We start from the raw sequence: 19,432 nt of genomic DNA, 5'->3' as shown, positions 1-19,432 counted from the left end.
AAAAGAATTTGTATTAGAAGGTTTCAGGATCTTGTCTTTCTGCGATCTTATGGCAAAATACGCGAAATGCAGATAGCCGACGTTTTAACGCGTCGGTTATTTTTTTTTGCATTATGTTCTACCAACGTGCGTTTCATACATCAAGCGAGGCCGGACATCGAGCCGGATAGATAAATAGGTTCGTCGCGATCAACCAAAACTTTATGGTCGTGACTCATGAGGATAAGAAAGATGGGGCAATTTTTCACCTTGGCACCGGTGCACGCCGGTTTCCGTTGCGGTCGCAGCGATTATGGAGCAACACAGGCTATTGTGCCTAGTTATCCAGCTTCCCTCATCCCCCTTTTAGAATTCAGTCGCACGTTGCGAAGTTTCCCCGCAACCTTGAGTCTTGGCGTGTCTATTATCCGCAAGACTGAAGGTAAGGGGGGGCTACGCGATGTCCGATAACATCATCAACGCCGCACCCGCTGCCGGCCAACGCGCCCAACTGCGTAAAACACTGACTTTAGTCCCGGTCGTCATGATGGGTCTGGCCTATTTGCAGCCTATGACCATCTTTGACACCTTCGGCATCGTCTCCGGCCTGACCGACGGTCACGTCGCGACCGCGTACGCCTTTGCTCTGCTGGCGATCCTGTTTACCGCCCTGAGCTACGGCAAACTGGTGAAGAAATTCCCTTCAGCCGGTTCTGCCTATACCTATGCCCAGAAAGCCATTAGCCCGCACGTCGGCTTTATGGTGGGTTGGTCATCACTGCTGGACTACCTGTTCATGCCGATGATCAACATCCTGTTGGCAAAAATTTACCTGGAAGCCATTTTCCCGGGTGTGCCTTCGTGGATCTTCGTTGCGGCCCTGGTTGGGCTGATGACGGCGTTCAACCTGCGTGGCATCAAGCTGGTGGCCAACCTGAACTCCATAATCGTGGTGGTACAGGTGGCAATCATGATCGTGTTCCTGGGCCTGGTCATTAACGGTATCTCCCACGGTGAAGGCGCCGGTACGCTGGTGAGCAGCCGTCCGTTCTGGTCTGACAACGCGCACGTGGTGCCGATGATCACCGGTGCGACCATTCTGTGCTTCTCGTTCCTCGGCTTTGACGGCATCAGCTCGTTATCCGAAGAAACCAAAGACGCAGAAAACGTGATCCCGAAAGCCATCTTCCTGACGGCCTTGATCGGCGGCGTGATCTTTATCGTGGTGTCGTACTTCGTGCAGCTGTACTTCCCGGATATCTCGCGCTTCAAAGATCCTGATGCGTCACAGCCGGAAATCATGCTGTATGTGGCTGGCAAGTTCTTCCAGTCGGTGATCCTGGTGTTCTCATGCGTAACCGTACTGGCTTCCGGTATGGCATCTCACGCGGGTGTTTCCCGCCTGATGTACGTCATGGGCCGTGATGGCGTATTCCCGGAGCGTTTCTTCGGTTATGTGCATCCAAAATGGCGTACTCCGGCGCTGAACGTGCTGCTGGTCGGTGCGATTGCGCTGTCTGCCGTTTCGTTCGATCTGGTCACGGCTACGGCACTGATCAACTTTGGCGCACTGATTGCGTTCACCTTCGTTAACCTGTCGGTGATCTCACAGTTCTACATTCGCGAGAAACGTAACCGTACGCTGAAAGACACCTTCAACTACCTGATCCTGCCGGTGTTGGGGGCGTTAACCGTCGGTGCATTGTGGGTCAACCTGGAAGTCAGTTCCATGACGCTGGGTCTGGTCTGGGCGGCGATTGGTCTGCTGTATCTGACGTTTGTCACCCGTAGCTTCAGCCTGCCGGTGCCACAAGCAAGCGAAGACGTGGCTTAATCCATTCTTCTGCTTCGCGATAGCAAAAAGGGTTCCACATGTTGGAACCCTTTTTATTTGCTTGAAGAAATGTAATGCCACTCAGTGAGAAGGTGTGTTGAGGCTACCCCACCAACTGTTTACCGTAATCAAACAGCGCTTTTAGCAGCGCCATCTTCTCTTTATCCCCTTCGTGCAGGTTGTACAGCGACTCCAGTTGCAAGATATAGCTTTGCACCCGCTCGGCACTGAGCACCTCCTGGCGGTGCTGCAACCAACGGCGCTGCTCTGCGTCGTCCAGCGTATTGGGATAGTTACGGGCGCGGAAGCGGAACAGCAGCTCTTTCATCCGGCCATCGCTGAAGGTCAAATCCAGCGCGGGTAAATTCTGCGGTTTGGTTTGCTGAATGATCCTCATCGCTGCTTTGTCGGCATCGCTGAAGAAACCGTCGTACAGTTTGGCATCCACATCATCGTTCGGGGTGAAAGGAGCAGCTTCGGCAAATAGGGCCACCACTTTTTCACGGATCTCCGGGTGTTGGCGCAGCACCTTCAGATTATCCAGACACGCCTGACGATCGATGCCTAGCCTGTCTGCGTTTTCTGGCAGCAACGTCTTGGCCGGAGCCAGCACCGGGCATTTATTGATATGCACCAGCTTGATCGGCACCGGGGCCTGATCGGCCGCCAATTGATCGCGGCGGGTGTAGAGGCGTTCTCGCAGCTCGTCGGCATTCAGTTCCAGCAGCGGGGTAATATCCCCTGCCAGATCGCACATAATCACCGCATTTTTATTGTCCGGGTGCCAGGCCAGGGGTGAAACCCAACTGGTGTTACCCCGTGCCGCGCCAAACATGCCGGAAACGTGCATTAACGGCGTCATTTCCGCGACGTCGATCAGCGCATTGAGCTTGTGCTTGTTGCGGTGCTGCAACAGGTAGTCAAACAGCCTTGGCTGCGCCTGTTTGACCAGCTTGGCCATGGCGATGGTGGCATGCACATCGGACATCGCATCGTGAGCGTGTTCGTGTTCAACGCCGTTGGCACGCGTCAGATGTTCCAGACGGAAGCTGGGAAAGCCATCTTCGTTTTCTGGCCAGATGATGCCTTCCGGGCGCAGGGCGTAGCAGGCCCGCATCACATCCAGCAGATCCCAGCGGGAATTGCCGTTTTGCCAGCTGTAGGCGTAAGGATCGTAGAAGCTGCGGTAAAAGATGTTGCGGCTGACTTCATCATCAAAGCGGATATTGTTGTAACCCAGAATGCAGGTGCCAGGGACGCTGAACGCTTCATGAATACGGCGGGCAAACTCGGCCTCGTTAACACCTTTGGCCAGCGCCTGCTGAGGCGTGATGCCGGTGATCATCACCGCTTCGGGGTCAGGCAGGTAGTCATCGGCTGGCGCACAGTAAAACACCTGCGGTTCTTCGATAATGTTGAAATCCATATCGGTACGCACCCCGGCAAACTGCGCCGGACGGTCCATTGACGGGCTTTTGCCGAAGGTTTCGTAGTCGTGGATGTAGAATGTGGCCGGTGCCTTGCTGCTCAAAGTCGCATCTCTTGTTGGCGTAGGGAATAGCCCTATTGTAACGGCGCGATCACCGATGCCAAGTATTGGTTAAGGCTTAACGTTAAATTGAGTGGCGCTGCGCAGTACGATAGAAGTTCAACCGTTGCTGAAAGTAGCCGCGTAGATGCGTGGGGACGTGCGTTTCGGCGCTTTCCCACTCGGCGGCGTAGCCGTAGCGTTCGCTATAAATAATTCTGAGTGCCAGCAAATCGGTTTGGATCTTTTCACGTTCTTGCTGGGGTAGGCCATCCAGTGGTCGTGGCATGTCTTTCTCCCTATTCGATAGCGCATAATATTTGGCTAAAGAGAATTTGTCGCTACCTCATTCAGGGCAGAACCTTCATAGCGCCTGTGCCAGAGTGGGGTGGTGCTTTACTGGCTTGATGCTCATCGCTTGTTCTTGCTGGCCATGATCGTGCTGATGATCCAATGATTTAGCATAGGTATACAGACCGCTAATCAGGGCAAGCCAGAATAGCGTGCAAACCGTTAATACAGCCAGCCAGACCTTTTGGTTGTAGCTCATGATAGCTCCTAAAAAGCGTATGGGATTAATCTGGTTAATTAAATCAGAGATAACATAAATGTTAATTAAACAAACGGAATGAAAGAGGCATTGAGCTGTTACTCATTGTCTGTGAGTGTTTCAGGATATTCCTTAAGAGAATATTAATAGGGGTAGTTACGTAATCAGTTAATTTCTATTTACTTCTGGTTTATAAATATAGGCATACACTCCACCTCATTCAATGCAAATGTAGGTATGTAAGATGAAAACGTTACTGTTGACTGGAGCGACTGGCTTTCTCGGTGGTGCGGTGCTTGAAAAGTTACTGAAAGAAAATCAGAAGGTTAACTATCTATTATTGGTGCGTGCGGAAACAGAAGAGCAGGGCTTGAACCGTATTTTCACTAATATGGAAAAGTTCAATATAGATAAAAACCTTCTGAATAAGCTCACTGTAGAGAATATTTTACTGGGTGACTTAAGCGAACCTGAATACTTTTTGTCTGACGCCCGCATTAACCAGGTAACCCATGTCGTTAACTGTGCCGCGGTGGCGTCATTTGGTAACAACCCCCTTATTTGGAAGGTTAACGTTGAAGGCACTCTGGCATTTGCGCAGCGAATGGCTCAGGTGGTTGGATTAAAACGTTTTCTGCATGTGGGCACGGCAATGTCTTGCTCACCTCAGGTGGGTTCGTTGGTGGCAGAAAGCGCCGAGTTTGAGGAAACCGCCGAACACTTGGTGGAATATACCCGCTCCAAATCGACTATCGAGCAACTGATGCGGCAAACCTGCCCACAGCTGCCGCTGGTGATCGCCCGGCCCTCGATCGTGGTGGGGCATACGCAGTTGGGTTGCAAACCCTCCAGCAGTATTTTCTGGGTATTCAGTATGGCGTTGATGTTGCGTAAGTTTATGTGTTCGCTGCAAGATAGTATCGATGTGATCCCGGTGGACTATTGCGCCGATGCGTTAGTGATGCTGCTTAACCGCGAGAGCTTGGATAACGATGTTTACCATATTTCGGCGGGGGAGGAGAGCAGCGTCAGTTTTGCAGATATCGATTATGCCATCGCCGCCGCATTAGAGGAGCCACCGGTGGGCGATCGCTATGCACAGGTCAGCTACGAAGCCCTGTTGCAAATGCGCAAACAGTTGAAGGATATCTTCGGGCCGTGCAATGAGCGCCTGATGTTGAAAGCGATGCGTCTGTACGGCTCCTTTGCCATGCTGAACGTGCGCTTTAGCAACGAAAAAATCCTCAAGCTGGGTATGCCTAAACCGCCGCGCTTTACCGATTATATTGGCCGCTGTGTGCAATCGACGCGTGGGTTGTCGATACCGCAGCAAATGGCGGTGGATTTTAAATAGAGGCTGATTGGTCGGTTACGGAGGGGCGCCGCATGCTGCGCCCGCTTCCAGGATCTTACCAGGAGGAGGAAGACCAGAATACCCGGCCCAGCACTACCAGTTGCTCTTTGCGCTGTGGATAGCTGAGCTGCTCATCCTGATACTCTTCCCGATTCAGAGAGCGGATGACCACGCCACCGTCGGGCTGCTCAATCAGGATCTTGACCCGTAACAGATTGCCGTGGCGGATCGCATAGGTTTTCCCTTCGCGGATGCGGGTATCGGCGGTATTGATTCCCACCACATCCCCATCCTGCAATCGGGGTTCCATGCTGGAGCCGGAGATGCGGATAATGCGCGCCGCGTTTACCGGCACCCCCATCTTGTGCAGATAGTAGCGGCGGAAGATCAGCGAAAACTCTTCACTATCGACAATTTCGTAGCAGCCGTCACCGGCGGAGAAATCGATATCCAGCAATGGGATCTCCACAAACTCTTCCTTGTCCTGCTCGGTATCTTCCCATACCACGGGTTTGAGCCGTGCCGGTTGGAAATCAGACTCGGCCGCCACGTTGGCAAACGGCTGTTCCAGCGCCTTCTCATGGAACACATCGAACCAGCCTTTGGGCAAGCCGAGTTTGGCCTCAATGCGTCTGGCGAGGTTGTCGCCCAGGTTGCGGGAGGATTTTTCACCGGTGATCTGGCTCAGCGTTGGCGCAGAAGATCCCACCAGTAGAGCAAACTCATTCTGGTTGGTGCCTTGCCGGGCGAAACGTGCCATCAGATCGCGCAGGTTATTGCGCCTGATTTCTTTGGTTTCCATGGGCCGATGATCTCACTCTTTAGCAAAAAGGTAAATCCTTCGCCGCTAAAATCTTTAGCGCCAACCTAAACCTATTCCTAACCAGGAAACATCTTTCAACAGCTTGTGTGTACCTCAGCCGCATTGTTCCACTAAAATAAGGGTTTTACAGCAGGGTTGGCGGGTACAAGCGTGCGTCTGGATAGAAAAATCTCTTCTTTTGAACATCTGATCTACCGTAATTACCGCATCGTCCACGGGGTACGGATCGGGTTGGCTTTTATCCTGACCTTTCTGCTGATCCGTCTGCTGGCGGTGCCGGAGGGTACCTGGCCGTTGATCACGCTGATCGTCGTGATGGGGCCGATCTCTTTTTGGGGTAACGTGCTGCAACGGGCGCTGGAGCGTATTGCCGGTACGGTGTTTGGTGCGGCCTCTGGTCTGATTGCGCTATATCTGGAGCTGTATTCACTGCCGCTGATGCTGGCCTGGTGCGGGGTGGTGATGTTTGCCTGTGGTTATCTGACGCTAGGCAAACGGCCCTATATGGCGTTGCTGGTGGGCATTACGCTGGCGGTGGTCATCGGTGCCGGGGCTGGCGATATCTCTATCGCACTGTGGCGCAGTGGCGATGTGATTTTTGGTTCGTTGCTGGCGCTGCTGTTTACCAGCATCTACCCGCAGCGGGCTTATGTATTGTGGCGAATGAAAATGGCGGATTGCCTGGAGACGGTAGGGAAGATCTACGGCGCTTACCTTTCACCCAATATGATTGAGCGGCCCCGGCTGGAGCCCCGGCTCAAAAACTTGCTGGGCGATGTGGTAAAACTACGCGCACTGATCGCCCCCGCCAGCAAAGAGACTCATATCGCCAAACCGGTCTTTGAGGCGGTACAAACCCTGAGCCGCAATCTGGTTTGCACGTTGGAGCTGTTAGCCGATGCTTACTGGGCCTCGCGTGAAACCCATTTTATTATGCTTAATGCCAAAACCTTGCGTAGTTCACAGCTGTTGACGCAGCGCGCGATCGAATCGCTGGCGAGTATTATGCGAGATGGTGAACCCCTGCATGCACAGGTTATTGCCGGGGAACTGAACGATATCTCCGCAGAGCTGAAGGCATTAATGCAAGAGGCCAGTGCCGCTCAACTCAGCGAAGCCCCGATCTATGGCTATGTCTGGCTGAGCATGGAACTGGCGCAGCAGTTGGAAGAGTTGGGCGATCTGCTCAAGGTCTGTACGGCCAATACTCAGGAATAGTGGATCAGATCATGAAGCAGGTGCATCAGGATAGGGTCAATGCGCTAAAGTGGGTAAGATAAGGCAATGACAGTTGTGTCTGACGGCCACAACCCTGTATCTTGGTATCATTGTGGCCGTAAGCAAATGAATCTGTGTATTACTAAAGCAAGGGTATAAAGATGGATAATGCAAATAAGCCGAGTTTCCAGGACGTTCTGGAGTTTGTGCGTATGTTCCGCCGTAAAAACAAGCTACAGCGTGAAATTGTCGACAACGAAAAGAAAATTCGTGACAACCAGAAGCGTGTGCTGCTGCTCGACAACCTGAGCGAGTACATCAAGCCGGGCATGAGCATTGAAGACATTCAGGGCATCATCGCCAACATGCGCGGTGACTATGAAGATCGCGTTGATGATTACATCATCAAAAATGCCGATCTGTCGAAAGAACGCCGCGAACTGTCCAAAAAGCTGAAAGCAATGGGCGAAGTGAAGTAATTCGCGTCAAGCAGGGCTGGGGATCTCCCGGCCCTGCGTCTTTTCAGGGGCGCAGCGCCCCGAACGACCATAAAGAATAACGATATGTTACCGTGCTATAGCAAATCTGCTTAAAGCCGCTACGCTAATGTTATAAATAGACTTTGCCCAATCGCTTTCACGATGTCGCTTGAAGGACGACGGGTATAAATTTCTTCGCCAGCAGAGGCTGTCATCGATGGCAGAACCGCAACTCAGCACCTTTCTCAACCTGGACGAGACGCTCCATCCTCCCCGTATCTTGGCATCTGGGGATTGGGTGTTGGCACATTATCGCCTGTTGGAACCCTCCGTTGGGCAACTGCAAGCCCGCTTGCCGGCCGATGTGGTGTTCGATCTCAGCCAACTGGGCAGCCTGGATACCGCAGGTGCCACCTTGCTGGTCAATCTGCTGGGTGACCAACGGATATCCGATCTCAAACAGTTAGCCCCCACGCTTCCTGTGGAACGCCGCGTGCTGTTGGAAACCGTTGGCCGTGCCTTGCAAGGATTTACGCCACCACCGGCAGAAAAGCCGCCCGGTCTGGCGATCGAACTGCTGGCCAACGTCGGCCGGTCGATGGAAAATTTCTGGCGCAACCTGGTTGCCCTGCTGGGGTTTATCGGCCTGACGTTGCAAACCCTGTTTGCCAATCTGTTACGCCCTACGCGCTGGCGGATCACCTCACTGGTAGCCAATCTCCAGCAAGTCGGCCTGAACGCGGTGCCGATCATTATGCTGCTGACCTTCCTGGTAGGGGCCGTCATCGCTTTCCTGGGGTCAACCGTCCTGTCTACCTTCGGTGCCAGCATCTTTACCGTGCAACTGGTGGTGTTTTCCTTCCTGCGAGAGTTCGCAGTGCTGCTGACGGCTATCTTGATGGCGGGCCGTACCGCCAGCGCCTTTACCGCAGAGCTTGGGCTGATGAAGGCCAATGAGGAAATAGACGCTATTCAGGCGATGGGCCTGAATCCGGTTGAACTGCTGGTGCTGCCGCGCGTGTTGGCGCTGCTCCTGGCGTTGCCGATGCTGACCTTCATCGGCATGATTAGCGGCATCTTTGGCGGCATGGTGGTTTGTGCCCTGACGCTGGATATCTCACCCACCATGTTTTTAACCATCATGCAGAGTAGCGGCGGTTTTCAGAACTTCCTGGTGGGGATGAGCAAGGCGCCGGTATTTGCGTTCCTGATTGCCATTATCGGCTGTTTGGAAGGGTTTAAAGTCAGCGGTAGCGCCGAGTCGGTAGGGGCTCATACCACCGCCAGCGTCGTGCATTCAATCTTTGTGGTGATCCTGCTGGATGCGGTCGCTGCACTGTTCTTCATGGAGATGGGCGTGTGAGCCAGACGACCCCTGAAGCCATTATTCGCATCCGTAAATTGCGAAACTGTTTTGGCCCCCAATGCGTGCATGTGGACCTCGATCTGGACGTGCGCCGAGGAGAAATCCTGGGCGTGGTCGGTGGTTCGGGCACCGGCAAGTCCGTGCTGTTGCGTAGTATCGTTGGTCTGCGCCGCCCAACCGCTGGACAGATCCACGTCTTTGGCGAGGATCTGATGGCGCTCTCTGGTACGCGCCGCTCTGTGCTGGAAAGGCGGTTTGGCGTGCTGTTTCAGCGTGGTGCCTTGTTCAGCTCGCTGACGGTGACGGAAAACGTGGCGCTGCCGCTGATTGAATACGCAGGCTTACCGCGCCGTGATGCCGAGCAGCTGGCCCAGGTGAAGCTGGCGCTGGCCGGGCTGCCTGCCAGTGCCGGCAACAAGTATCCGGCCTCGCTTTCTGGCGGCATGGTCAAGCGTGCCGCGTTGGCCCGATCGCTGGCGTTGGATCCGGAAATCGTATTTCTGGATGAGCCAACGGCCGGGCTGGATCCCATCGGTGCCGCCGCTTTTGACAGCCTGATCCGCACGTTGCGCGATGCCTTGGGGTTAACGGTGTTTCTGGTCACCCACGATCTCGATACGCTTTATACAATCTGTGACCGGGTAGCGGTACTTTCGCAGAAGAAGGTGCTGGTGGTGGATACGCTGGAGGTGGTGGCCGCCACTGACGATGCCTGGATCCAAGAGTATTTCCACGGCCCGCGTGGGCGGGCGGCACAGCAGGCCGTAACGAATATCCCAGAGAGGCAATAACAAATGGAAACCCGTGCGCATCATGTCTTGATTGGTTTATTTACGCTCATTATTTTCACTGCCGTGCTGCTGTTCAGCCTGTGGCTAACCAAGTCCGGCACCGATCGCCAGTTCAAGCAGTACGATATCGTGTTTAATGAAGCCGTCAGTGGCCTGTCACAGGGCAGCACGGTCAATTACAGTGGGATCCGTGTGGGGGAAGTCACTCAGCTGCGATTGGATCCCAATGTGCCGACCAAAGTCTGGGCGCGCATTCGGGTCACGGCCTCTGCACCGATCCGTGAGGACACTCAGGCTCGCCTGGCGATAGCTGGCATTACCGGTACGTCCAATATCCAGCTCAGCGGTGGGAGCGAAACCAGCCCGATGCTGACAGGAGAGGATGGGGCAATCCCGGTGATTGTCGCCACGCCATCACCGTTGACCCAGTTGCTCGCCAATGGCGAAGATGTGATGAGCAATGTCAACCAGGTGCTGGTGCGTTTGAATCAGCTCATGACGCCGGACAATCAGCAGCGTTTGGTGAATACGCTGGATAATCTGGAACAGATCACCTCTACCGTAGCCGGGCAACGTGAAGATATCCGCACCATCTTGCAGCAGCTGGCGCTGGTGACCAAGCAAAGCAACGATACGCTGGCGCAGACCAATCGGTTGGTGCGCAATGCTAACGTGTTGCTGGACGGGCAGGGCAAGCAATTGGTGACCAATGCGGCAAATACCATGGCTTCGCTTGAGAAAACCACTGCACTGCTCAACAAGCTGATTGGTGAAAATCAGCAGTCACTGAATAGCGGCATCCAGGGATTCAACGATCTTGGCCCGGCGGTAGATGAATTACGCAGAACCTTATTGACCTTACGCGGTGCCATGAGCCGCCTGGAAGAGAACCCGTCCGCCTTGCTCAGGGGCCGCGAACGTACCAAGGAGTTTACCCCTAAATGATTAAGCTAAAACTTCGCCAGATGCTTCGGTTGTTGGTGCTGGTGGCCGTGATGCCGCTGGCCGCCTGCACCATTTTGCCGGAAAGCCCGATACAGCAGGTGTATTTGCTGCCAGCCCAGCCAGTGGCCGTGGCAGGGGGCCAGGCGTCTGAACGCTCGGTACGTATCGTGCAGCCCAATACCAGCCAGTTTTTGAACGGTACGCGCATTGCTGTGCAGCCTCAGGGTGCGGAGATCACCTCTTTTAGCGGTTCACGCTGGAGCGATCCGGCCCCGCTGTTGTTGCGTAATCGCCTGATCCAGGAGTTCCGTACTAACGGCCATTTCCGCTCGGTGAGCAGCGACGATGACAATTTACAGGCAGATCTTGAGCTAGGCGGCGATTTGTCCTCCTTCCAAGGGGTCTATAACGGAGATCGGGGCGAAGTGGTGATCCGTTTTGATGCTCGCCTGGTTCGCACCTCCGATCGCCGAGTGATGGCCAGCCGTAGTTTTGCGGTGCGCGAGCCGATCCACGGCACATCGATGGACAACGTCGTGCAGGCCTTTGGCCTGGCCAGCGATAAGCTGGCAGCGCAGACGCTGGCATGGGCGCGCCAGCAGGCGGCTAATTAAGACTCGTCGGCCATGGCCTTTAACCACTGGATAAAGGCGTTGATTTTAGGCCATTGCCGGTCCGAGAGCGTGGAAATGTAGTAGCGCTGGGCGCATTGCATTTCCATGCCGGGGAAGGGCGCGATAAGTTCGTTATTCTCCAGGCGCTTACTCACCAACTTCTTGCGGCCCATGGCAATTCCCACGTGGTTCATGGCCGCGATCACCGCCAGATCCGAACGATCAAACCCCATACCGCGCTGGCCTTCAGCAAACTCCAGGTCAAAGTGTTTAGCCCAGGTATTCCATTCCCCAATGTCCGAGTCGTAACTCCATGCCTGACGATCGTGCAATAACGTGCAGCGGCGCAGGTTGGCGGGATTACCCGCTAGCTCATGGCGCTCGGCGTACTCCGGGCTGCAAACGGGCACGATCGACTCATCCATCAAATGCTGGCAATCGAGTTTCTCCGGCGTTTTGTCATCAAAATAGATTGCCAGATCGATCCCAGCGCCGTGGAAGTTCACCATTTCGTTGCCGGTGAGAATATTCAGGCTGATGGCCGGGTATTGGCGATCGAAATCTGCCAGCTTGGGCACCAGCCAGCATTGGGCAATCGACGGGCGGGAGTAGATAGTCAGGGTGCCAGACAGTTCCTGACTTTTAATCTCCAGTATCTCCTGATTGAGATAGCTGAGTGACGATTTCAACACCCAGAACAGCCGCTCGCCCTCAGGGGTGAGTTCGATCCGGCGGTGAAAGCGCTGGAATAGCTTGAAACCCAACTCGGCTTCCAGATTGTTGATCCGATGGCTGACGGCGCTGGGAGTGATCGCCAACTCTTCGGCGGCAAGCACGAAGGAGCCTTGCCGCGCCGCAATCTCAAACGTATGCAGCTTGGCTAGCTGATAGCCATTCAGGTGCCTGTTGCGGGCGAGCTGGTGCTTGTCGTCGTACATGGTTATCACCGGTGAAATAAACCAGATTATATCGAAGCTGGGGGTTTAAAGATGAAGCAATGTGAGTCAAAGACAGAAATAGTACCAAATGTTGACCGAAATCACCTGATTGATTGAATCTGGCTCATGTGAAGAGGCGTTTTGATCGTTTGTCAGCGCTGGGGCGTTAGTTTCCAATAGGAGTGAAATTTATCCTGGAAGGACGCTGAACATGGACTCGCAGATCTGGGTAGTCGCTACGTTATTAAGCAGCATCGTTATCATTATTCTCACTATCGTAAAATTCAAGATCCACCCGTTCCTGGCGCTGCTGCTGGCCAGTTTTTATGTGGGCGCCCTGATGGGCATGAACCCGCTGGAAATGGTCAATGCCATTGAAGGCGGTATCGGCGGGACCTTGGGTTTCCTGGCGGCGGTGATTGGTTTAGGCACCATTCTGGGCAACATGATGGAAGTGTCCGGGGCGGCAGAACGCATTGGCATCACCTTGCAAAAGTGCCGTTGGCTGTCGGCTGACGTGATCATGGTGCTGGTGGGGTTGGTCTGCGGTATTACGCTGTTTGTTGAAGTGGGCGTGGTGTTGCTGATCCCGCTGGCGTTCTCGATTGCCAAAAAAACCAATACCTCCTTGCTGAAGTTGGCGATCCCGCTGTGTACCGCATTGATGGCCGTGCACTGTGTGGTTCCTCCGCATCCGGCGGCGTTGTTTGTCACCAACAAGCTGGGTGCCGATGTGGGCTCGGTGATTGTGTATGGTTTGATTGTCGGGTTGGCCGCCTCGCTGATCGGTGGGCCACTGTTCCTCAAGTTGGTCGGTAAGCGTCTGCCGTTCAAACCCGTACCCGCCGAGTTTTCCTCCGTGGAGGTACGCAACGAGCAGGACTTGCCTTCGTTGGGTGCCACACTGTTTACCGTGCTATTGCCGATCATTCTGATGTTGGTGAAAACCGCAGCGGAACTCTATATGGCCAAAGACAGTGCGCTGTATACCTTCCTGGAGTTTATCGGCAACCCGATCACCGCCATGTTTATCGCCGCCTTCGTGGCCTACTACGTGCTGGGGATTCGCCGCAACATGGGCATGGGCACCTTGTTGACCAAAACCGAAAACGGCTTCTCTTCCATCGCCAACATCTTGCTGATTATCGGGGCCGGCGGTGCATTCAACGGCATATTAAAAGCCAGTGGGCTGGCAGATACGCTGGCCGTGATCCTATCGAATATGGACATGCATCCGATCTTGCTGGCCTGGCTGGTGGCTATCTGCCTGCATGCGGCGGTAGGGTCGGCCACCGTGGCGATGATGGGGGCGACGGCGATTGTTGCTCCCGTGCTGCCGCATTACCCTGGCGTCAGCCCGGAGATCATCGCGTTGGCTATCGGCTCTGGTGCCATCGGTTGCACCATTGTCACCGACTCGCTGTTCTGGTTGGTTAAACAATACTGCGGCGCGACGCTCAGCGAGATGTTTAAGTATTATACCTCGGCCACCTTTATTGCTTCGCTGATTGCGCTGGGAACCACATTCCTGCTTTCTTATATCATCTAGACCAAAAGAGACTCTTTATGAATACGTTAGACATTGAAAACCTGGTAGTGAAATTTCCTTTGGTGCAACGGCTGATGGATTTGGAAGCGGTTACCTGGTTCAACCCCAATACGACCACGCTGGAGGAAGGGTTACCCTATGTCGGGTTGACGCAAAATGATGTCGCCGAAGCCGAAGCGCGCTTGCAACGCTTTGCTCCGTATCTGTGCCTGGCCTTCCCCGAAACGCAGCAAACGAACGGCATTATCGAGTCTGAGGTAGTGGCGATCCCGGCGATGCAGGGCGCGTTGGAGCAGCGTTATAAGCAGGCGATCGCGGGCAAGATGTGGTTGAAAAAGGACAGCCATTTGCCGATTTCTGGCTCCATCAAGGCCCGTGGCGGCATCTATGAAGTGCTGACCCATGCGGAAAAGCTGGCCATCGAGGCGGGCATGCTGTCTGTAGACGACGATTACAGCATCCTGTTTAGCGACAAGTTCCGCCAGTTCTTCAACCAGTACAGCATTGCCGTGGGCTCAACCGGTAACCTGGGGATGTCGATTGGCATCATGAGCGCCAAGCTGGGGTTCAGGGTCAGCGTGCATATGTCTGCCGATGCCCGCGCCTGGAAAAAGCGCAAACTGCGTGAGCACGGCGTTAACGTGGTGGAGTACGAGCAGGATTACGGCGTGGCGGTGGCTCAAGGGCGTAAGCAGGCAGAATCGGATCCGCGCTGTTTCTTTATCGATGATGAGAACTCGCAAACCCTGTTCCTCGGCTATGCGGTGGCCGGTGGTCGCCTGAAAAAGCAGTTTGCGCAGATGAACATCCCGGTTGATCAGGACCATCCGTTATTTGTCTATTTGCCCTGTGGCGTAGGCGGCGGGCCTGGCGGAGTGGCGTTTGGTCTGAAGCTGGCGTTTGGCGACCATGTGCACTGCATCTTTGCCGAGCCGACGCACTCACCTTGCATGCTGCTGGGGATCCACACCGGGTTGCACGATCACATTGCGGTGCAGGACCTGGGGATTGATAACGTCACGGCGGCGGATGGTTTGGCCGTCGGCCGGGCTTCCGGGTTTGTCGGGCGTGCCATGGAACGCTTGCTGGATGGTTTCTACACCCTGAGCGATCAGGAGATGTACGACCTGCTTGGCTTGCTTGCCGCTGAAGAGAGCATTCAGTTGGAGCCTTCTGCGTTGGCTGGCATGGCGGGGCCAGCTCGAGTCTGCGCCGACCCACATTATCTGGACCACCACCAGATCGACGCCCAACGGATCGCTAATGCCACGCATTTGGTGTGGGCAACCGGTGGCGGTATGGTGCCTGAGGAAGAGATGGCCAAGTACCTCGCAGCCGCAAAACGCTAGCGCTATATGCGGTTAAATGGGTGTAGTATCATGCTACGCCCGTTTGGTCATGCCTTACCTCCATAGTTTGACCTTAATCAGCCTATGTCCTTGATGCGAAATTAATAATAAGAATTACGCCTATTAAAAGAATTGCTATCATGTCAATGTGTACTATAAGTCGGATCCTGTTTTTCTGTGACGGATAATATTTTCTCAGCTCTGTAGCGCTGGCTGCCACAAACTATCCACAGCGGAGCGATAACTTTCAGTCACACCTGGATAAAACCTGGTAGCTCTACCAGTAACAACGGATTGCTGAAGCCTGCAGCGAAGTAAGGGTAGCCAGCAGCCCATTTCGGCAATAACCAAGCATTAAAACGGTAGAGTAATTAACTGATAAGCGAGTAACACGGAACACTATTAATAGCGCGTTTGCCAGGCTCCGTCCCGGAATTGGTCCAGACTCCTGGTGTGATCTATAAAAATAGCTGCGCCTCCTGCTATGGACACTATGGTGAAAAGAACGCCTCAGACAAAGCCCGCCCGCTGAAAGAGTTAACGTAGCAGGAAATCGCAGAAGGTCTGTGGCACACTATGCTGGTGAAATAGTGGGGCAGGCAATAAGGCCAAAGCGCGTTTAAGTGACAAATCTGCACTCGTATAGATGTTATAAAAATGTAGGAGTTTGTGTGAGTGTTGTGACCTGTATCATGGAAGCCACGAAAAACCTCCTGTAAGTTGACATTACAAAAGAGCTTGCGTCATTTTCTATTTCTCTCAATATATCGTCGAACTTTACTCGTTGCTTATTGCTGTTAATTCTGACGTTAGTCTTGATTCGTGTTTAGGTGATTCATTCTTTAATTTGATGAAATTCATATGTGGTATTGCTACAGTCTAAGGTGTTTCATATTTGAGACTAAAAATTCGATACGTTTAAGACGCATTGTGATTTATTGTATGTTATTGATGTGGCAATAATTTAATTAATGATAATGAGTGCCTTATCTGCGATCCTTAGTCCATGATGACATCATTTAATCGGTGTTGTAGTTAGTGTAGTAGAGTAATTGATAGTCTGAATAAATGTAATTTTTTTAGATAAAATATCTATACATCTGGCACGGGAGGAATCCTAAGGGATGTGATTATAAAATCAAGGAGGAACATATGAATACAGTTTTTAAACCTCAAGATAATCAATCTGCGTTATTATCTCAATATTGCGCTGTGAGTTCGTATACCGAATGGGATCCATTGGAAGAGGTTATTGTCGGTGTTGTAGATGGTGCGTGCTTCCCACCTTGGCATGTTGCTCTTGAGCCCGTATTGCCCGCTGCACAACATTCACTGTTTCAGCGCATGGCCGGTCGCTCATTTCCCGTGAATCTTATCGATAAGGCCCGTGAGGAACTCGAGGAATTTGTCAGTATTCTTACAGGAGAAGGCGTCACAGTTCGTCGTCCAGTTCCCCAAGATCAGACATTGATTTTTGGTGCACCGGGTTGGTCTAGCAGCGGGTTATATTGTGCAATGCCTCGAGACGTATTGTTGGTGATAGGCAACGATATTATCGAATGTCCTCTTGCATGGCGCTCCCGTTACTTCGAGGTTTCCGCATATAAACCATTGCTCAAAGAGTACTTTAATAGCGGCGCTCGATGGAGTGCCGGGCCGAAACCGCAGTTGACGGATGAGCAGTTTGATCCTGATTGGGAAAAAAATGCCTCGTTTGGCACAATACCGCTAGTGGTCACTGAATTCGAGCCTACGTTTGACGCGGCGGATTTTGCTCGCTGTGGCCGAGATATCATAGCCCAAAAGAGCAATGTGACTAATGCATTCGGCATTGAATGGTTAAGACGCCATCTTGGTAGCGAATATCGTGTCCATGTTTTGGAGTTTGATGACAAGCATCCGATGCACATAGATGCAACTCTGGTTCCACTGGCACCAGGCAAGCTGCTGGTAAATCCTGAGCGCGTACGAGAGAAACCCTCCATCTTCAAAAACTGGGATATGTTACTGGCACCAGAACCAATAGTTCCAGACTCGCATCCGCTATATATGACCAGTAAGTGGATAAATATGAATATCCTTATGCTGGATGAGCACCGTGTGATTGTTGAAGCACAGGATGAACCGATGATTAGAAAAATGAAGTCTTGGGGATTTACGCCTATCCCATGTAATTTCAGGTGTTTTAATAGTTTCGGTGGTTCTTTTCATTGCGCAACATTGGATGTTCGCCGGCGTGGCAACCTCCAATCCTATCTATAGTAGGAGGGCCAGCGATGAAACTGTGGAAATATTCTCAATGGGATATTCTGATGTTTATCCTGAGTCTGGCACAATTGGTGCTAACGTTCTGGCTAGCCTCGCGATGGTCTTTTTTTTCTTGGAGTGCTTGGGGTTTTAACGTACTGCTGCTTGTGGTTATGACGACTTATAACATTATAATTATTTCACATTTTTTTACGCATACCCCTTGGTTTGTTTCATCAAAATTAAATGTCGCAGTATCTATGTTTAACTCCATAAATATTGGGCAATCCGTCCAAGCTTACCATTTGACGCATGTACGGAATCATCATCGATACAATAATGATCGTGGTAAAAACGGGCATCCGCCTCAAGATACTTCTTCTACGTTCGTCGATGGCGTAAACGGTGAACACGTGGGCCTAATACATTACGCATTTCGGGGAGCGTTCTACACTTTTTTCAGCAGTTTAGTTGCAATGGTCAAATCAGTTTGCTTTTGGAGGAGTCATGCGGGTGTCGTTGAGATGGACCTCTTCTATTCGCGCTCGCCATCAGCAAGATCGCGTGAGATAGCGCAATTACGCTGGGACCGAGTGGTGCAGTGCTTAGCGCTATTCCTATTGTTATGTGTGGCATGGGATTGGGTGCTCTTGTGCTATTTTCCTGCACTCTATCTGTCTTTCGCGCTGGTTAATATCCAGAACTACTACGAACATTTTGGTGCAAATCCCGATGACCCATTTGCCAACTCGGTAAGTCATTACGGTCGGTTTTACAATTTTATCGCGTTCAACGATGGTTATCATCAGGAGCATCACCTTGTGCCAACAGCGCACTGGCTATATTTACCCTTAACGCGTCAGAAATATGCTAAGCAACTCTCAGAGCATCAGCGTGTCATCAGCCCGGTTCCTGCAATTTTGGGTTTCTTGCATCGACAGCGGACGATGCTGCACAAAAAAGTGAACACGGGTCATCTTCGCCAAGGCGATTAAGGAGGTCATCATGTCTTTGAATAGAGAGACAATTACGGGGGAAAGGCTATTTGATAGCAATTTCATGGTTCAGGGATCTGTTGAGCGTTTGGATCTCACTTGGGCTAATCAGGTGCTATCCGGACAGTGGGCTGCGTATCGAGTACGCCAGTTTCTATCTGTGGAAGAGAGGACGCAAATAGTAAAGAATTTTTGGTGTTCTAAAGCGCGCACGCCACGGTATGGAGAAGGTGAGGGTGGGATTGAGGGATACTTTGTCGGCGCATCACATATTGAAAAGACGACTCAAGAGTATCTGGATCAAGTCGCTTTCTTTAAGAAACCGGTAGATGCGATTTACGAGGGCAGTGTGGATCCGCTTGCTCGAGTGAGGGAAGGATTCCGTAAGGAATCTATGAATGTTCGAGCAGCAATCCACGATGGACGACCTGCGGGGGATGCTAAGGCTGTTTACTGGAACAATACTGGAGATTATTTGCTACTACCGCATGACGATTTGGCCCAATTGAGCGATCCTTCACAACATGGCTTTGAGATTCAGGGGGTTGAGCATGTAATGGCTATGAACTTCTACGCAGATATGCCAAGTGAAGGTGGCCAACTCAAAGTTTGGAATATCGCCCCAGATAATGATTCCCGAATAAAGCTAGGACTTGAATATAGTGGTTTTCCTTATCCAGTAGAGCTTTTGCACGAACATGCTCATCTAACTATTGATTTGGAAGCAGGTGACCTCGTACTGCTAAATGGTAATCTCGTTCATGCTGTACTTGGTGGTAGCGGTATTTCTGCACGGCAACGCCTGTTGATTACTTGTTTTATGGGGCAATTACCTACGGGGGAGGTTGTCTGGTGGACCTGAAAAGACAACAA

The 19,432-nt window shown here is 52.4% G+C and carries 18 protein-coding genes; 13 read left to right on the top strand and 5 right to left on the bottom strand.

The genetic code is table 11. The features are described from left to right. Positions 1 to 439 precede the first annotated feature (439 nt). On the top strand, positions 440 to 1,813 hold the full coding sequence (locus tag KGP26_RS17955) for an APC family permease (RefSeq protein WP_059201212.1): 1,374 nt from the start codon (positions 440 to 442) through the stop codon (positions 1,811 to 1,813). Positions 1,814 to 1,916: 103 nt separating this feature from the next. On the opposite strand, the gene sbcB is transcribed toward KGP26_RS17955, so the two are convergent. The 3 genes from sbcB to KGP26_RS17940 form a co-directional block, all read right to left on the bottom strand. Continuing rightward, positions 1,917 to 3,344: an exodeoxyribonuclease I gene (gene sbcB / locus KGP26_RS17950; protein WP_021805842.1), complete on the bottom strand. Its 1,428-nt coding sequence runs from the start codon at positions 3,342 to 3,344 to the stop codon at positions 1,917 to 1,919. 82 nt (positions 3,345 to 3,426) lie between these two features. After that, entirely contained in the window at positions 3,427 to 3,630 is a 204-nt protein-coding gene (locus KGP26_RS17945) for a DNA polymerase III subunit theta (RefSeq protein WP_021805841.1), read from the bottom strand. Positions 3,631 to 3,705: 75 nt separating this feature from the next. Then, positions 3,706 to 3,891, bottom strand: a complete 186-nt coding sequence (locus KGP26_RS17940) for a hypothetical protein (RefSeq protein WP_021805840.1) — start codon at positions 3,889 to 3,891, stop codon at positions 3,706 to 3,708. Positions 3,892 to 4,135: 244 nt separating this feature from the next. Between KGP26_RS17940 and KGP26_RS17935 the strand changes: the two genes are divergently transcribed. Further along, positions 4,136 to 5,245, top strand: coding sequence for an SDR family oxidoreductase (locus tag KGP26_RS17935; RefSeq protein WP_223664364.1), 1,110 nt, complete (start codon positions 4,136 to 4,138; stop codon positions 5,243 to 5,245). Positions 5,246 to 5,300: 55 nt separating this feature from the next. Here KGP26_RS17935 and KGP26_RS17930 read toward each other — a convergent pair whose 3' ends face one another. Next, positions 5,301 to 6,047: a helix-turn-helix transcriptional regulator gene (locus KGP26_RS17930; RefSeq protein WP_021805838.1), complete on the bottom strand. Its 747-nt coding sequence runs from the start codon at positions 6,045 to 6,047 to the stop codon at positions 5,301 to 5,303. Positions 6,048 to 6,218: 171 nt separating this feature from the next. Between KGP26_RS17930 and KGP26_RS17925 the strand changes: the two genes are divergently transcribed. The 6 genes from KGP26_RS17925 to KGP26_RS17900 all read left to right on the top strand — a co-directional run bounded on the left by KGP26_RS17925 (position 6,219) and on the right by KGP26_RS17900 (position 11,481). Next, the gene (locus KGP26_RS17925; protein ID WP_021805837.1) at positions 6,219 to 7,286 is read left to right on the top strand and encodes an FUSC family protein; all 1,068 of its coding nucleotides are present in this window, start codon (positions 6,219 to 6,221) and stop codon (positions 7,284 to 7,286) included. A gap of 161 nt (positions 7,287 to 7,447) precedes the next feature. Next, entirely contained in the window at positions 7,448 to 7,765 is a 318-nt protein-coding gene (gene tmaR / locus KGP26_RS17920; protein WP_021805836.1) for a PTS system regulator TmaR, read from the top strand. Between the two features lie 217 nt (positions 7,766 to 7,982). After that, positions 7,983 to 9,128, top strand: a complete 1,146-nt coding sequence (locus tag KGP26_RS17915; protein WP_218519148.1) for an ABC transporter permease — start codon at positions 7,983 to 7,985, stop codon at positions 9,126 to 9,128. Then, positions 9,125 to 9,922 carry an ABC transporter ATP-binding protein gene (locus tag KGP26_RS17910; protein ID WP_021805834.1) on the top strand — a complete coding sequence of 266 codons (798 nt, stop codon included), beginning with the start codon at positions 9,125 to 9,127 and terminating at the stop codon, positions 9,920 to 9,922. The genes KGP26_RS17915 and KGP26_RS17910 overlap by 4 nt, the downstream gene beginning before the upstream one ends. A 3-nt stretch (positions 9,923 to 9,925) precedes the next feature. Beyond that, positions 9,926 to 10,867 (top strand): MlaD family protein, encoded by a 942-nt coding sequence (locus tag KGP26_RS17905; protein ID WP_059201208.1) that lies wholly within the window; start codon positions 9,926 to 9,928, stop codon positions 10,865 to 10,867. After that, complete coding sequence (locus KGP26_RS17900; RefSeq protein WP_021805832.1) at positions 10,864 to 11,481, top strand: ABC-type transport auxiliary lipoprotein family protein; 618 nt, start codon at positions 10,864 to 10,866, stop codon at positions 11,479 to 11,481. Before KGP26_RS17905 ends, KGP26_RS17900 begins: the two co-directional genes overlap by 4 nt. Here KGP26_RS17900 and dsdC read toward each other — a convergent pair. After that, positions 11,478 to 12,419 carry a DNA-binding transcriptional regulator DsdC gene (gene dsdC / locus KGP26_RS17895; RefSeq protein ID WP_021805831.1) on the bottom strand — a complete coding sequence of 314 codons (942 nt, stop codon included), beginning with the start codon at positions 12,417 to 12,419 and terminating at the stop codon, positions 11,478 to 11,480. The two genes, KGP26_RS17900 and dsdC, sit on opposite strands and share 4 nt — an antisense overlap. A gap of 211 nt (positions 12,420 to 12,630) precedes the next feature. Between dsdC and dsdX the strand changes: the two genes are divergently transcribed. The 5 genes from dsdX to KGP26_RS17870 all read left to right on the top strand — a co-directional run bounded on the left by dsdX (position 12,631) and on the right by KGP26_RS17870 (position 19,421). Continuing rightward, positions 12,631 to 13,968, top strand: coding sequence for a D-serine transporter DsdX (gene dsdX / locus KGP26_RS17890; protein WP_223664363.1), 1,338 nt, complete (start codon positions 12,631 to 12,633; stop codon positions 13,966 to 13,968). A gap of 17 nt (positions 13,969 to 13,985) precedes the next feature. Beyond that, a complete protein-coding gene (locus KGP26_RS17885; protein WP_223664362.1) occupies positions 13,986 to 15,317 on the top strand; it encodes a D-serine ammonia-lyase in 1,332 nt (443 codons plus the stop codon). Positions 15,318 to 16,469: 1,152 nt separating this feature from the next. Then, on the top strand, positions 16,470 to 17,579 hold the full coding sequence (locus KGP26_RS17880) for an amidinotransferase (protein WP_094981618.1): 1,110 nt from the start codon (positions 16,470 to 16,472) through the stop codon (positions 17,577 to 17,579). Between the two features lie 14 nt (positions 17,580 to 17,593). Next, positions 17,594 to 18,559, top strand: coding sequence for a fatty acid desaturase (locus KGP26_RS17875; protein WP_223664361.1), 966 nt, complete (start codon positions 17,594 to 17,596; stop codon positions 18,557 to 18,559). Between the two features lie 10 nt (positions 18,560 to 18,569). After that, positions 18,570 to 19,421, top strand: a complete 852-nt coding sequence (locus tag KGP26_RS17870; protein ID WP_223664359.1) for a hypothetical protein — start codon at positions 18,570 to 18,572, stop codon at positions 19,419 to 19,421. Positions 19,422 to 19,432: the final 11 nt, after the last annotated feature.

Origin of the sequence: Serratia sp. JSRIV002, from assembly GCF_019968725.1 — a bacterium.
In the GTDB taxonomy this organism is placed as follows: Bacteria; Pseudomonadota; Gammaproteobacteria; order Enterobacterales; family Enterobacteriaceae; genus Chania; species Chania fonticola_B.
Note: the sequence above shows the minus strand (reverse complement) of the source record. Positions and strands in the feature narration are given on the sequence as shown.